The sequence below is a fragment of the Amycolatopsis sp. FBCC-B4732 genome (assembly GCF_023008405.1).
In the GTDB taxonomy this organism is placed as follows: Bacteria; Actinomycetota; Actinomycetes; order Mycobacteriales; family Pseudonocardiaceae; genus Amycolatopsis; species Amycolatopsis pretoriensis_A.
Window position 1 is genome coordinate 4911605 of the sequence record NZ_CP095376.1, and the last position, 15406, is coordinate 4927010.

At 74.1% G+C, this 15406-nt stretch carries 9 protein-coding genes; 5 read left to right on the forward strand and 4 right to left on the reverse strand.

Annotated elements, in window-relative coordinates:
* Positions 1–8: 8 nt before the first annotated feature.
* Together MUY14_RS20965 and MUY14_RS20970 are read right to left on the reverse strand one after the other, a co-directional pair.
* Entirely contained in the window at positions 9–2765 is a 2757-nt protein-coding gene (locus tag MUY14_RS20965; RefSeq protein WP_247024849.1) for an AAA family ATPase, read from the reverse strand.
* A 13-nt stretch (positions 2766–2778) separates the two neighbouring features.
* Positions 2779–3042 carry a hypothetical protein gene (locus MUY14_RS20970; RefSeq protein ID WP_247024850.1) on the reverse strand — a complete coding sequence of 88 codons (264 nt, stop codon included), beginning with the start codon at positions 3040–3042 and terminating at the stop codon, positions 2779–2781.
* 565 nt (positions 3043–3607) lie between these two features.
* On the opposite strand from MUY14_RS20970, the gene MUY14_RS20975 reads away from it, so the two are divergent.
* A complete protein-coding gene (locus MUY14_RS20975) occupies positions 3608–4405 on the forward strand; it encodes a thioesterase II family protein (RefSeq protein ID WP_247024852.1) in 798 nt (265 codons plus the stop codon).
* 44 nt (positions 4406–4449) lie between these two features.
* Entirely contained in the window at positions 4450–5211 is a 762-nt protein-coding gene (locus MUY14_RS20980) for a DeoR/GlpR family DNA-binding transcription regulator (protein ID WP_086865209.1), read from the forward strand.
* A gap of 1 nt (position 5212) precedes the next feature.
* Here the strand turns inward: MUY14_RS20980 and MUY14_RS20985 are convergent, their stop codons facing one another.
* Positions 5213–6373 (reverse strand): cytochrome P450, encoded by a 1161-nt coding sequence (locus MUY14_RS20985; protein ID WP_247024854.1) that lies wholly within the window; start codon positions 6371–6373, stop codon positions 5213–5215.
* A gap of 199 nt (positions 6374–6572) precedes the next feature.
* Positions 6573–8447: a Calx-beta domain-containing protein gene (locus tag MUY14_RS20990; protein ID WP_247024856.1), complete on the reverse strand. Its 1875-nt coding sequence runs from the start codon at positions 8445–8447 to the stop codon at positions 6573–6575.
* A 678-nt stretch (positions 8448–9125) separates the two neighbouring features.
* Between MUY14_RS20990 and MUY14_RS20995 the strand changes: the two genes are divergently transcribed.
* From MUY14_RS20995 to MUY14_RS21005, 3 genes are all read left to right on the forward strand, one after another.
* Entirely contained in the window at positions 9126–11792 is a 2667-nt protein-coding gene (locus MUY14_RS20995) for a BTAD domain-containing putative transcriptional regulator (protein WP_247024858.1), read from the forward strand.
* Positions 11793–12431: 639 nt separating this feature from the next.
* Positions 12432–14012, forward strand: a complete 1581-nt coding sequence (locus MUY14_RS21000; RefSeq protein WP_247024860.1) for a class I adenylate-forming enzyme family protein — start codon at positions 12432–12434, stop codon at positions 14010–14012.
* Complete coding sequence (locus MUY14_RS21005) at positions 13999–15351, forward strand: aldehyde dehydrogenase (RefSeq protein WP_247024862.1); 1353 nt, start codon at positions 13999–14001, stop codon at positions 15349–15351. The genes MUY14_RS21000 and MUY14_RS21005 overlap by 14 nt, the downstream gene beginning before the upstream one ends.
* The last annotated feature ends 55 nt before the right edge of the window (positions 15352–15406 follow it).

Sequence of the window (15406 nt, forward strand, 5' to 3'; positions counted from 1 at the left end):
GTCACCGGTCACAGCGCGGGTTCCGGTGCGAGCAGGCCGCCGGGGAACCGCTCCTGCAGCTGGGTGCGGCCGGTGACGCCCAGCTTGCGGTAGACGCTCGTCAGGTGGATTTCGACGGTCCGCACGGCGAGCTGGAGCGCGTCGGCGATGGTGCGGTTGGTGGCGCCGGTCGCGGCGAGCTCGCCGACCCGCCGCTCCCCCAGCGTCAGCACGTCGGTCACGCTGCCGGTGACCGGGTAGTTGCGGCCGCCGGCCGCGGTGACCCCGGCCTGGGCCTCCTCGGCCCGGCTCCAGAACCCCGCCCGCACCGAGAGGTCCACGGCGGCGCGGAACGCCCGGCGCGCGCCCTGGTGGTCACCGGCGCGCAGAAGTGCTTTCCCCAGCGCGGTTTCCGCTTCGGCGAGGTACCAGGACGCCGCCGTCCCGCCGAGCACTTCGGCCGCCGCGGTGAGGCCGTCGACGGCGGCGTCGCCTTCGGCCACCAGGCCGCGGCCCAGCAGCGCCAATCCCCGCGCCGACGCGGATCCCCAGGCCCGGGCCAGTTCTTCGCCGTGCGCCACGAGGTCGGCCGCTTCCGCCCGCCGGCCGAGCCGGACGAGCACCCGGGCGCCGTCGAGCCACCACGGGGCGAACAGCGGGTGGGCGCCGCCTTCCGCGCGCAGCCCGGCACCGCACGAGCGCAGGTGCGCCAGCGCCCCTTCCAGGTCCCCGCGGGCCTCGGCGAGCCGTCCCCTGGCCAGCAGGTGGGCCGGGAAGCGGAGCACGGACCCGTCGGGCCCGGCCTCGTCGGCGCGGGCCATCGCCGCGGCCGCGCCGTCGACGTCGCCCTGCTGCAGCAGGACCAGCGCCTGGGCGACCAGGGGTGCGGTGGCGAGCTCGGCGCGGTCGTCGCGCTCGGCGGCGCGCACGGCCGCCGCCGCGTCCGAGAGCGCCCGGGACAGGTCGCCCGCCCCGCACGTGAGCCACGAATGCGCGGTCAGGGCCACGACTTCCGCCCAGCCGGTGCCGTCGCGCTCCGGCCCGGGCGACAGGCCGCCCAGGGCGTGCAGTGCTTCGTCGACCTCGTCGGCGGCGAACAGGACGTAGGCGGCCAGCGAACAGGCCCACCGCACCGAGGGTTCCGGGCGTTCGAGGGCCCGCCGCGCGCAGGAGACGGCGAGGTCGCGGTCGGTGCCGCGGATCATGTGCGCGACCGCGGCCAGCGCCAGCACGCCGACCTCGGCCGGGGTCTGGCCGGTCAGCGCGGACATCGCGGGCAGGCGCCCGCCGACGAGGTCCAGCGAGCCGGGCTGTTCGAACGCGACGGCCAGCAGCGCGGCCTCCAGCTCGGTCCGCAGGCCGCGGTCGACGTCCCCGGGGTGCTCGCCGTGGTCGCCGTCGAGCTGGTCGAGCGCGCCGGTGAGCAGCCGCGTCGCTTCCTGGGGTTCACGGGCCGACAGCGCGGCGATGGCCAGCTGCAGGGAGATCCGGGCCCGGCTGCGGGTGTCTTCGGCCAGTTCGGCCATCCCGGCGAGCGTCGCGTACGCCGCCAGCGGGTCGCGCACGCCGACCAGGCGGGCGAACTCGATCCGCACCGGCATGTCCTGGGGCCGGTCGGCGACGAGCACCCCGAGGTAGCGGGCGGCGTCGTGCGGGCGGCCCGACCGTTCCGCGGTGCGCGCGGCCTCGGCGAGCACGTCGCGCATCCAGCGTTCGGGCAGCAGGCGCCGGCCGAGCAGGTGCGCGCCGACGTCCTCGGGCGGGCGGCCACGGTCGTTGAGCAGCCGGGCCGCGGTCAGCCGCAGCGGGCCGAGCCGCCGATCCGGTACGCCGGCCAGCACCGCGTCGCGGACCGCGGGCGAGGCGAGCTCCTCGCCGTCGCCGCGCAGCAGCCCTTCCGCGGCCAGCACGGCCAGCGCGTCGGCGGCGAGCGGTTCGGGCACGCCGCCGAGCAGGGCGACGAGCTCGACGTCGGGGGCGCCGAACACCGCGATCGCCTCGGCGACGCGGCGCACGTGCTCCGGGCGGCCGGCGAGGACGCGCTCGACCAGCCGGGCGCGGGCGCCCGGGACGAGCACGCGGGCCCGCGCCAGCGCCGTCCCGTCCGGGGCGAGCCCCTCCAGGTGCAGGGCCGCGCAGACCTCGCCGAGCAGCGCGGGGTTGCCGCCGGTCAGCCCGGCCAGCTCGCGGGCGAACCCGGGTTCGGGCGCTTCGGGCCACCACGCGGCGGCGACGTCGGCGACCTCGAGCTCGGCGAAGGCCGCCAGGTCGACGGTGGCGACGTCGCCGGGCGGCAGCGTCATCGGCGGCCACAGCGGGTGCCCGGCGGGGCGCTGCGCGACGACGACGAGCAGGGGCTGTTCCGCGCCCCGGTGCGCCTGGTGGGCCAGCACCCGGACGGAGGCCTCGTCGCAGTGGTGGAAGTCGTCGAGCAGGACGACGACGGGACCGGCGACGGTGAGGTCGGCCAGCCGGCGGCCCAGCCGCCGCGAGAGCACCGGCACCGGCATGCCGTACCGGCTCCCGGCGTCCGGGAGCAGCCCTTCGGCGGCCCGGCCGGCGCTCCCGCCGCCCGGCCGGCGGCAGGTCTCCGACAGCACGACGGCGCGGTCGGAAACCGACCGCGCGAACTCCGCCAGCAACGCCGTCTTGCCGGTACCGGTGGCCCCGCGCACCCGCACCAGGGTCGCCGAACCGGCCCGCGCGTTCGCGAACGCCGAGCCGAGGACCTCCAGCTCCCGCCGCCGGCCGACCACGCGCCCGGCGACGCCCGTCACCTCCGCCATCCTCACCCTGCTTTCACGGAAGGCGGCGGCCGCCCAGCCCCTCGTCGTCGGCACCGTGCCACATTTCGCGCGCGTACGGCGTGTCCGGCACGAGCACCCGTTCGTCGGCCGCGCGCGGCGTCGAGGGCAGCTCCCCGAGCCCGCTCTCGATCCAGCCGAGGTCGCTCATCAGGCGCCGCATCGGCGGGCTGTCCCCGTGGATCCGGTGCAGCGACTGGATGGCACGGCGCAGCTCGGTCGCCTTGCGCCGGGCGGCGGTGAGCGCGTCAGCGGTCATCAGGACTCCTCCCGTCGGGCACGGCCGGATCGCGTGCCCCGCCGACGTTAAGTCGTCCCCGACCCGGAAAACCCCGAACCTCGGCGGGATCCGGGTGAAGATCCCGCCGAGGTTCGGGGCCGCGGTGAGGAATCCGTAGGTGCGGGCGCCATGAACGACCCGTTCACCACGCCGGACGCGATGAACGACCCGTTCACCACGCTCCCGCGGCCCCACACCCCACCCGCACCACCGACCAGAAGCCATGAACGACCCGTTCACCACGCCGGACGCCATGAACGACCCGTTCACCACGCTCCCACGGCCCCACACCCCACCCGCACCACCGACCAGAAGCCATGAACGACCCGTTCACCACGCCGGACGCCATGAACGACCCGTTCATGACGTCCGGTGGGGCGGGTGCGGTCACGCTGCGCTCCGAGGTCCCGGCGGCCCCTCATGGGGGTCCCGGCTCCGCCGAGACCGGCGGGATCCCGTGGTGTGAGCGGCAACACTAAGGAATCCGTTGGCCGGGGCGGGGTTGACTGGCGGACCAGAAACCGCGTCGAAGGGAAACGCTCTCGTGAACATCGCGGACAACGCCACGACGTCGTGGATCCGCCGTTACCACCCGGCACCCGGCGCGGGCACCCGGCTCGTCTGTTTCCCCCACGCCGGCGGTTCGGCCAGCTACTTCCACCCGGTCTCGGCCCGGTTCGCCCCGGCCGTCGACGTCGTTTCGCTGCAGTACCCGGGGCGCCAGGACCGGCGCCGGGAGCCGAACGTGGACTCGATCGCCGGGCTCGCCGACCTGATCGCCGACGAGCTGGCCGCCCTCTCCGACAAGCCCGCCGTGTTCTTCGGGCACAGCATGGGCGCGGTCCTCGCCTTCGAAACCGCCTGGCGGCTGGAACTGCGCGGGCTGCGGGCGCCCGGTGCCATCGTCGCCTCGGGGCGGCGCGGGCCCTCGACGTTCCGCGACGAGCGGATCCACGAGCGCACCGACGACGGCGTGCTCGACGAGGTCCGCGAGCTCAACCGGGTGGACCGGACGGTCATCGGCGACGACGAGATCCTGCGGATGGCGCTGCCCGCGATCCGCGCCGACTACCGGGCGATCGAGACCTACGCCTGCCCGGCCGGGCGCCGCGTCCGCTGCCCGGTCACCGTGCTGATCGGCGACCAGGACCCGAAGGTGACCGCCGAGGAGGCCGGGAACTGGGGCGAGCACACCGAAGGCGGCTTCCGCCTGGAGGTCTTCCCCGGCGGCCACTTCTTCCTCGCCCGGCACCAGAGCGCGGTGAACGCCGAGCTGGAGCGCGAGCTGCAGGCCCTCGCCGCCCCCGCGGCGGCATTGCACTCCGGGCGTGATTCAACATAAAGTAACATCATCAACAACACAGAACGACATGGACGGGGGTCGCGGTGTACGCGGAAGAGCGTCAGCAGCTGATCCTCGAGCAGGCCCGGTCGCGCGGCCGGGTCGACGTCGCCGAGCTCGCCGGCGAGTTCGCGGTCACGACGGAGACGATCCGCCGCGACCTCACCACGCTCGAACGCCACGGGTCGCTCCGCCGGGTGCACGGCGGGGCGATCCCGATCGAGCGCCTGGGTTTCGAACCGGCGTTGAACACGCGCGAAAGCGTGATGACGGCGGAGAAGAAGCGCATCGGCAAGGCCGCCCTCGCCGAGCTGCCCGCGGAGGGCGCGATCCTGCTCGACGCGGGCACGACCACCGCCCACCTCGCGGAAGCGCTTCCCATCGACTGCAACCTCACCGTGGTCACCAACTCCGTGAACATCGCGCTGACGCTGTCCAAGCGCCCCAACCTCACGGTGATGCTGGTGGGCGGCCGCCTCCGGGCGCGCACGCTCGCGTCGGTCGACTCGTGGGCGTTGCACTCGCTCAGCGAAACGTTCGTCGAAGTGGCGTTCATGGCGACCAACGGCCTGTCGGTCGAGCGCGGCCTCACCACCCCGGACCCGGCGGAGGCGATGGTCAAGCGGGCCTCGATCGCCGGCGCCCGCCGCGTCGTGCTGCTGGCCGACCACACGAAAGTGGGCAACGACCACTTCGCCCGCTTCGCCGAACTGTCCGAAGTGGACACGTTCATCACCGACGGTGGCATCGATTCCACGGTGGCCGCGGAAATCGAGCGCGAAGGCGTGAACGTCCTGACCGCGTGAGCTACCAGCGCACCGGCAGCTCGTAGAGTCCGAAGAGGACTCCGTCGTGCTTGAACTCGAGCTCGTCGGCCGGCACCGCCAGCCGCAGCCGCGGCACCCGCTCGAACAACGTCGTCAGCGCGACCTCCATCTCCAGCCGGGCCAGGTGCTGCCCGATGCACTGGTGGATCCCGTAGCCGAAGGCGACGTGGTGGCGCGCCGACCGCGCCGGGCAGAACTCGCCGGCGTCCTCGAACACGGTCCCGTCGTGCCCCGCCGCCAGCCCGAGCGGCGCGACCCCTTCGCCGCGGCGGATCAGCTGCCCCGAGATCTCGAGGTCCTCGGTGGCGACGCGCAGGCTGACGACGTCGGAGATGGAGAAGAACCGCAGCAGTTCTTCGACGACGCCCTCGTGCCCGATCCACTGCGGGTTCTCCAGGAGCGTCACGACGCCGAGCGACAGCATGTTGGCGGTGGTTTCGTGCCCGGCGACCAGCAGCAGCATGGCCACGCCGAGCAGTTCGGCGTCGTCGAGCACCCCGCCGTCGATGAGCCGGCTGATCAGGTCCTCGCCGGGCTGCGCGCGCTTCGCGGCGATGAGTCCGGTGAGGTAGGTGTTGATCTCGCCGAGCGCGACTTCCCGCTGCCGGGCCGTCGACGCGAGGCTGACCAGCACGCGGGTGCGGGACTCGAAGTGCTCGTGGTCCTCGTAGGGCACGCCGAGCAGCTGGCAGATGACGAGCGAAGGCAGCACGAGGCAGAAGGCGGCGACGAGGTCCGCGGAGTTCCCGGCGGCGAGCATGGCGTCGATCCGCTCGTCGACGACCTGCTGGATGCCGGGCCGCAGCTCCCGCACCTTCCGCACGGTGAATTCGGGGATGAGCAGCTTCCGGTACCGCGTGTGCTCGGGCGCGTCCATGGCGACGAACCACCCGGGAAGCGCTTCCGGTGCTCCGCCGGTGGCGGGGAACCCGGGCTTCGAGGGATCGGAGCTGAGCCGCGGGTCGGTGAGCGCGGCCCGCACGTCCTCGTGCCGCGCGACGAGCCAGACGGGCGTACCGCCGGGCAGGACGGTCCGGCAGAGACCGGGCCGGGCCCGGAGGTCGGCGTAGCCGTCGGGCGGAGTGACCTGACCGGGCGACCGCCGAGGAAAGGCGACGACCCCGGGTTCCGTGCTCACCATGCCCCGGTTCTACCCCGCCGCGACGCCGGAAACCTTGGGCGGCGGGGAAGTCTGGAAGAACCCCTAGTGTCGCGCGGCAGGTGGTTCACCGGGCCGAACCCGGGCCGTAGTCGACGAACCCTGGACGCGACACCGGAAGCGGCTGCGCGGGAAGCCGGGGCGGGCGGGGTCTCCGCCCGCCCCGGCTCACTTCACCGGATCAGCGGCGGCAGGGGTTGCCCGCCGGGTGCGCGGTGGTGCCGTGCACGTCCGCCTGGGACTCCGCCAGCACGATCTTCGCCAGCGCCGTGTCCAGCGCCACCGCCTGCTGCTTCACCACGCCGCCGGACACCGTCTGGCCGTTCAGCTTCAGCGAGCCGATGACCAGCGGAATGGTCAGCGGGGCCGAACCGACCGTGACCGCGACGCCGTTGATCTTCAGCGAGGCGATGTTCGAGCTGCCGGTCAGGGCCGGGGCGAGGCCGCCCGTCGTCGGCTGGCAGGTCGCCGCCGCCAGGGACTGGATCACGCCCAGCTCGATCGTCAGGCCGACCGTGCTGATCACCGTCTTGTCGATCTTGGCCGTCGCCTGCGCGTGGTCGCCGGCCGCCGGTGCCGCGGACTGGTTGTCCGGGGTCAGGTCGGTCGAGGAGGTCAGCGCGTGGGTCTGCACCTTGATCAGGCCCGCGTTGAGCGTCGCGTCGAGGACGGTCTCGCTGTCGTCGGCGCACGGCAGGTTCTGCGGGTTGGCCACGGCAGCCGTGATGCCGATGACGTTCGCCGCGGTGCCGGTGCAGGAGAAGGCGCCGTCGCGGTCGTCGTCGACGATCGTGCCGACCCCCGTCGGGTCCACCAGCCCGGCGCCGGCCGGGGCGGAGAGGTTCACGGTGAACGTCTCGTCCGGCTCGTCGACGGTGTCCGGGTTGACCAGGACCGTGACCGGCTTGGCCGTCTCACCCGGCGCGAAGGTGACGTCGCCGCTGGTGGCGGCGTAGTCCGCCGGCGCGGTGGCGGTGCCGTTCGCGGTGGCGTAGTGGACGCTCACCGGGTCGGGACTCGCCCCGCCGAGCAGGGACACGGTGAACGTGGCCGGCACCGGCGCGCCACCCGAGCCTTCGGCCACGGTGACGTCGTTGATGCTCAACCCGAGCACGCGCACGGTCGTCGTCTCGACGAAGCCGCGGGACACGCCGTCGACCAGGTAGTCGACCGAGCAGTGGTACGTGCCGGGCGCCGCGTTCGCCGCCGCCGCGATCGTCTCGGTGAACGTCGCGACGTCGCCGCTGGCCACCGTGGCGCTCGCCGGGGCGTTGGTGAGCGTCAGCTGCGGGTCGCAGCTGGTGACGTGCGGGGCCACCGTGACCTCGATGGACTTGATGCCGGCCAGGATGGCCTGCGACACCTGGTTCGAGGGCACGTTGTTGAGCAGCACCCCACCCGTGGCGTCGGTGATGGCCGTCGCCTGCCCCTCGGCGTCCAGCGCCCCGACGTTGACGGCGACCACGCGGATGTTCGCCGCCTTGAGCGCGGCGATCGTGTCGGCCAGCGTGTGCCCGCCGCTGGGGTCGTGCGACGGCGCGTCGCCGAACCAGGCGACGATGCGGGTGCCGTCGGGCCGGAAGGTGACGGCGCCGGTGGCCAGTTCGTACAGCGCGTTCAGGTCGGCTTCGGGGAAGTCCCCGCCGCCGGAGGCCGTCCACTGGTTCGTGCCCGCCTGGATCGCGGCGGTGTCCCCGGTGATGCCCTGGTTGACCTTGAACGGCACGGTGTCGCTGAAGTCCTTGTACTCGGCGACGCCGAACTGCGCGGTCGGCTGCGCGGCGAGCACGTCCCCGGTGATGGCGTTGGCGTTGGTCCGGACGTTCGAGATCGCGCTGCCCATGCTGCCGGTGGTGTCGGCCAGCAGGACGAGGTCGGGGTTCGGGGGCACGGCGGAGGTGGTGACGTGCTTGGTGACGGTGGTGCTCTGCCCGGCGGCGAGCGTCAGGTCGACGGTGGCCGGATCCACCCCCGGCGGCGCGGCGGATGCCACCGCCGTCGGGGCCAGCAGCGCGCCGACCGCGGTGAGGGCGACGAAAATCGATCTTCGCGACATGGGACATCCCTTTCGAGCACCGGCGGGAAGCCGGATTCGGTGTGGGGTTCGTGTGAAAGACGGCGGGCGCGCGGATTTGTTAGCCGCGGCCGCCGACGTCACCCGGAACGCCCTGCGCCCAGGGCTCAACGGGTTAACGGCCTGCGTACAGGTCTACGCAGGCGATGCCGGGAATGCGCCGAACGATCGGAATCCGCCGGGTTTTCCTCACACTTCGGAGCGACGGGTGGCGTGTATTACAAAACCGTGCGTGTCGCCTTTCGCCGGAAGTCCGACGCTTTCTGCCACCCAGCGCCGGAACTACCACCCGGATGTCGTAACGCGCGAAGGCGCGGACCAATCAAATCCGATTTGTCCTTTTCTCCCGCGAAACGGGCCGATCGAGCGACAGAAAATACCGCCGCGCCTGCCCGGTCAGCGGGACACCCCGGACACCCCTGCGACGGAAGGACTTGCCCAGGATCCGCACAATGGCGGTGTACGCGCGGCCGGCTGCCCGTAAGTGCCCGCGGATGTGCACGGATGGCCCGCTCAGCCGACTCCGGCCCGGCGGATCACCTAAGATCATCGGCAAAGCCAACACCGTTCCCGATGCCCTGGGGGAATTCGCCTGCGAACCGAGTTCCGCGATCGATCCGAATTGGTACCGGCCCGACTGCGACCACCTGGAGCGAATTCATGGAGTTTTCCCTGCTCGGCCCGCTCGAAGTCACTGCGCAGGGACGCCGGGTCCCGCTGGGCGGTGTCAAGCAGCGCTTGACCCTCGCACTCCTGCTGCTGCGGCACAACTCGCTGATCTCGGTCAACCAGCTCATGGACGCGCTTTGGCCGGACGAGGCTCCGGTGTCCGCGCGCAAGATGCTGCACAACGCCGTGTCCGGGCTCCGGAAACTGCTCGCCTCGGACGACAGCGCCGAACCGCCGCTGCTGCTCACCCGCTCCCCCGGCTACCTGCTGCGCATCCGGCCGCAGGACATCGACCTCGTGCGCTTCAACGAAGTCGCCGTGCAGGGGCACGCGGCGCTCGCCGGCGGGTGCTGGGAGCAGGCGTCCGAGCTGCTGGGCGAGGCGACGGCCATGTGGCGGGGCCCGATCCTGGCCGACCTGACCGACCAGGCCCTCGACTGGCCCGAGATCGGCATCGTCGGCAACGCGCGGCTGATGGCGCTGGAAGACCGGATGGAGGCGGACTTCCACCTCGGGCGGCACCGCGAGGTGCTGACCGAGCTGGAGGTGCTCGTCGAGCAGGAACCGTTGCGGGAACGCCTGTGCGGCCTGCTGATGCGGGTGCTCTACCAGCGCGGCAGGCAGGCCGACGCGCTCGCCGTCTACAGCCGCACCCGCAGCGCGCTCGTGGAGAAGCTGGGCCTGGACCCCAGCCCCGAGCTGCAGCAGCTGGAGCACGCGATCCTCACCCAGGACAGCTCGCTGGGGCAGGTGGCCGAGCCGGTCGTCGCCGGGCAGCGAGCGCCGGAGCCGCCGTCCGGCGGGCCCGGCGCCGAAGTTCCGGAACCGCGGACGGCGGGCACCGAGGGCGCGCACGTCCCGCTGGAAGAGCTCAAGCGCATCAGCACGGTGGTGATCGCCGCCGGGCCCGCGCCCGGACTGTCCGCGGGGCCACAGGACCTCGCCGCCATCCGCGGCTACCTCGACGACGTCGTCCGCGCCGAAGCCCGGTCGCGCCGGACCCGCGTGATCGGGCCGGACGGGACCGGCGACGGTGACTGCGCCGCGCTGCTCGGCCCCGCGCACCGCGTCTGGCGTGACGTCACGGGAGCGCCGTCGGCCCCGGTGTGGCTGGTCACCGCCGGGCACGGGGCGGCGGGCGAAGCCGAACCGTGGCAGGCACTGCAGCTGGCGCACGCGCTCAACGGCAGGCTGACCGCCGAACCGCGGTGCCGCACCGCCGACGGGCAGCAGCTGCCGTTCGAGGTGCGCGTCGTCGTCGCCACCGGCCCGGCCGTGGTGCGCCACGACGACCCGGCGCGGTCCTGGCCCCGGCCGTCCGACGACCTCGTCGAGCTCTGCCTGCGCCTGCTGGAGGACGACGCCGCGGGCCCGGTGCGGGTCTGCCCGACCACGGCCGAGGCGGTGCGGCTGCTGAACCGGCCGGACGACCTCCCGTTCGTCGGCCGCGAGCGCGAGCTCGCCGCCCTCGACGCCGCGCTGGAAGGCGCCCGCACGCTGCGGCAGCCGCACCTGCTGACCCTGTTCGGCGAGGCCGGTTCCGGCCGCACCCGCCTGCTGGAGGAATGGCGCCGCCGCGGGCCGGGCGACGCCGGGACCCGCGCCACGGTGCTGGTCGGCCGCACGCCGTCGGCGATCAGCGTGGGCAGCCGCGTCACGGCGCTGGCCGAGCTGGTCCGCGCGGCGGCGGGCATCGGCGCGGCCGACGCCATGCCGTTCGCGCTGGCGCGGCTGGGCGACGTCGTGAACGGCGTCGTCGACGAACGCCGGGCGCCGTGGATCCTCTCCCACCTGAGCGTGCTGCTGGAGGCCGACCACGGCGACCGCGCCTGGACCGCGGACACGTTCGACGCGTGGACCCAGTTCTTCGAGGCGCTGGCCGCGCGGACGCCGGTGGCGCTGGTGGTGGAGAACCTGCAGTGGAGCGACGACGTCGTCCTCGACTTCCTCGACCACCTCCTCGAACGGTCGGGCGGCGTGCCGCTGCTGGTGGTCGCGAGCGCCCGCCCGGACCTGCTGACCCGCCGCCGGTCGTGGGGCGGGGGCAAGCTGCACAGCACGTCGGTCTGCCTGCACCCGCTCGCCGACGACGAGGCCGCGCGCCTGATGTGGGAGGCGTACAAGGCCACGCGCATCCCGGTCGGCCACGCGGTCCCGGACGAGCACCCGGAGTCCCTCGTCCCGCTCGCGGGCGCCCTCGGCGGTAACCCGCTGTTCGCCATCGAGTACGGCCGGCGGCTGTCCGGCGCGGATCCGGCGAGTCTCCCGGACCCGATCCCGTACTCGGTGCGTTCCCGGCTGGAGGTCGCCCTCGACCTGCTGCCCACGGAGGCGCGGGCGGTGCTCTACGACGTGGCGGTGTGCGGCGACGACGTCACCGAGACGGTGGTGGCCACGCTGGCGGCCGAGGACGGCTACCACGCCAGCGGACGGTGGCTGCGCCTGCTGGTGAACCGCGGAATGCTGCGCTGCGTCCGGCGGCCGGGTGATCTGGCCTGGACTCGTTACGCGTTCACGAACACCCGGCTGCGGGAGGTCGCGCTGTCGCGGGTGCCGGCGCCGGTGCGGGCGCGGAAGGAGCAGCTGATCGACGCGGCCCGCGCGCCGCGGGCGAGCGCGGAGAGCACGGCGGTGGCGGCCCGGTCACCGGTCGGCTGAACCCGGGGCCCGGCAGCTCCCGCGCGTCGGTGGCCGGGCCGCCGGAGCACCGCACGCGAGCGCGGTCACCAGGTCGGCCGAGCCCAGGCCCGGCTTCCGAGGTTCCCGCTCCTGCCCTGGGGCGGGCAGCCCGGCCGCAACGGAGCACCGCGCACGAGCGGAGAGCACGGCGGTCCCCGACCGCGCCTCGGTCGGCTGAGCCCGGGCCCGGCTCGGGCAGACGCGGCCCGCACACCGCGGGCGAGCGTGGAGAGCACCGCGGTGGCGGCCCGCTCTCCAGTCGGCTGAGCCCCGGGGCCCGGCAGCTCCCGCACGTCGGCCGAGCCCAGGCCCAGCTCGGGCAGACGCGGCCCGCACACCGCGTCCGCGCGTGGAGAGCACCGCGGTGGCGGCCCGCTCTCCAGTCGGCTGAGCCCCGGGGCCCGGCAGCTCCCGCACGTCGGCCGAGCCCAGGCCCGGCTCGGGCAGCCGGGCCCACGCGCGTCGGCCGCTGTGCACCGGCCAGGCGCCACCGCAAACCGCGCGATTACTCCGCCGTTTCCGGGCCGGTTTCCGGATTACCGCTCTCCGGGGCCGCCCGGCCTAGGCTCGTTCGGCAAGGCGGAACGGACGGTGCGCCGGAGGAAAGGGTTACGTTCGATGACGGTTGCGGATCACGTACTCGCGCGCCGCTACGGCGATGCCGGGCCGGCGGTGCCCTCCTCGCCGTGGCGCACCCCGCTGGACGCGCTCGACTGGTTCGCCGTGTGCCAGGGGGACGCGCCCTTCGTCACCGCCGTCGCGCCCGATGGCAGCGCGACCACCCTGGACTACCGCACGGCCGCCGTCGCGAGCCGGGCGCTCGCGGGGTGGCTGTGCGCCGAGTTCGGGACCGTGCGGCCCGCCGTGCTCGGCTTCGCGCCGGCGAACGACATTCCGTCGGTTCTCACCGTGCTCGCCGTGCTCCGGGCCGGGTTCGGGCTGCTGATGCTCGGGCCGTCGGACCCGCCGGAGCGGCGCGCGCGGCAGCTCGAAGCGGCCGGTGCGCTCGCCACCGTCCACCTGCCCGGCACCGATGGCCCGGACTCGCGGCTCCTCCCGCACTGGACCGAGCTGCCGGAGCCCACCGCGGCCCTTCCCGCGATCGACCCCGCGGCCGACGCGCTCTACTTCGCGACGTCCGGTTCCACGGCCGCGTCCAAGCTCGTCGCCCAGACGCACCTCAACGCGGTGGCCAACGCCGAAGCCGTGCGCCGCCACCACGGGCTCGTCCGGGGTGACCGGGTGCTCGCCTGCCTGCCCATCCACCACGTCAACGGCCTGCACTTCACCGTGCTCGGCACGATGGCGGCCGGCGCGCACACGGTGCTGTGCGACTCCTTCTCCCCGCTCGCCTACCCCGGCACCCTGCGGACCTACCGCCCGCGCATCGCGAGCGTCGTGCCCGGCATCCTCGAAGCGCTCGTCGAGACGTGGCGCCGACCCGAACTCCCCGACGGCTTCGGCTACTTCGTCTCCGCCGCGGCGCCGCTGACCAGCCGCACCGCGCGGTCGGTCGCCGAGCGCCTCGGGGCCCGCGTGCTGCAGGGCTACGGCCTTTCCGAGACCACCAACTTCTCCTGCACGATGCCGCCCGGCCTGTCCGACGACACCTACCGGCGGCTGATGCTCGACGCCGAAATACCCTCCGTCGGGGTCGCGGTCTACGGCAACGAGGTCGCGGTGCTGGACCCGGCCGGTGCCCCGCTGCCCCCGGGCGAGGTGGGCGAGGTCTGCATGCGCGGCTTCAACGTCATGTCGCGGTACGTACGCAACGCCGAAGCGACGCGCGAAGCGTTCCGCGACGGCTGGTTCCACTCCCAGGACCTCGGCTACCGGGTCGAGCGGGACGGGCGCGGCTTCTTCGTCCTCACCGGACGGCTCAAGAACATCGCCAAGGTTGCCGGGGAGACCGTCTCCCTCGACGAGATGGACCGCGTGCTGCGTGCCTTGCCCCAGGTCCGGGACGCCGCGTGCGTCACGGTGCCGGACCGCTTCGCCGGGGAGAAGATCATCGCCGCCGTCGTGCTGTCCGGGGGCGGGACCGACGTCGCGACGCTGACCGAGCCGCTGCGGGCCACCTTCGCCGAGGGGGTGCTGCCGTCACGGGTGATCACGCTGGCGGAGATCCCCCGCACCGCGACCGGGAAGGTGCTGCGCCCGCAGCTGAGGGACGACCTGAGCGCGCGTGTTCGGGACTGAGCACCGGACGCCGGGAGACGAACCGGCCGTCACCGGCGGGCCCGCGACCCTGCTGCTCGACCCACGCACCGGGCAGGTGCGCGGGATGGCGCCGATCGGCGACGAGTACGCCGTGTCCGCCGCGGTCGCGGCCGCGCGGGACGCGGCGAAGACGTGGTCGCGGCTGAGCGGCCCGGATCGCGCGGAGCGGCTGGACGCGCTCGCCGGCCACCTCGAAGACCGCGCCGACCGGTACGTGGAGCTGGAGTGCGCGGGCACCGGCAAGCCGGACGCCGACGCGCGGCTCGAGGTGGCGGCGGGGGTGCGGCACCTGCGTTCCTGCGCCGCCGTGGCCGGTGCGCCGTTGCCGGGCAGCTCCGCTCCGCTCGGCGTCGTCGGGGTGCTCGTGCACTGGGCGTTTCCGCTGCTGTCGGCGCTGCACCAGGCCGGGCCCGCGCTGGTCGCGGGCAACGCCGTGGTGGTGAAACCGGCCGAGAGCACACCCGACTCGGTGCAGTTCCTGGCCGAAAGCGCCGTTCCGGTGCTGGGTGCCGATGTGCTGGTCGTGGTCACCGGCGACCGCCGGACCGGGCGCAGCCTGGTGGCCGGCCAGGTGGACGCGCTTTCCTTCGCCGGGAACACCGGGGGCGCGATCGACGTCGCCCACCGCGCCGGGCTGCGGCCGGCGCACCTGCGGTGGGGCGGCAACAGCGCCGCGGTCGTGCTGCCCGGCGCACCCGGATCGACGTTCCGGGCCTTGGCCAGGGCGCGCACGCACAACGCCGGGCAGAACTTCGCGCCGGCGCGCGTGATCACGTTGCGGCAGAACTACGAGCAGGTGGTGCACGGCCTCGCCGACGCCGTCGCGGAGTGCCGGGCGGGCGTGGATTTCGGGCCGCTGAACAACCTCGACCAGCTCAGCCTGTTCGACACCGCGGTGGCCACCAGCGACGCCGGGTTCTGCTTCGAGGCCGAAACCCGCCTGGGGCCGGAGGAACAGCACGGCTTCTGGCGGGGTGCGCGCGTGCTGGCCGATCTCGCGCCGGACGCCCCGGCCGTGCTGCAGGAGGTGCCCGGGCCGTTGCTGACGGTCCAGGCCGCGCCGGATCCCGAGGCGGCGGCACGGCTGGCCGGGTCCGCCGCGGCGGCCGCCCACGCCGCGAGCGTGTGGGGACCACCGGAGGAGGCCTTCGAGGTGGCGCACCTGCTGCGCGCCAAGGAGATTTCGGTCAACTGGGTGCCGGGCGCCGCGGGCGCGCTCGGCGGCGGCGGTTTCCCGTGCCGCCCGGAGCACCTCGCGGCGGCGGTCGAGGACTACCGGGTCAAGCGGACCATCTGGCCGCTGCCGCCCACCGGATAGCGCCGGCGCCGAGCGCCCCAATGTGGCGTTCGGTGCGTCCAGCGCACCCAACGCC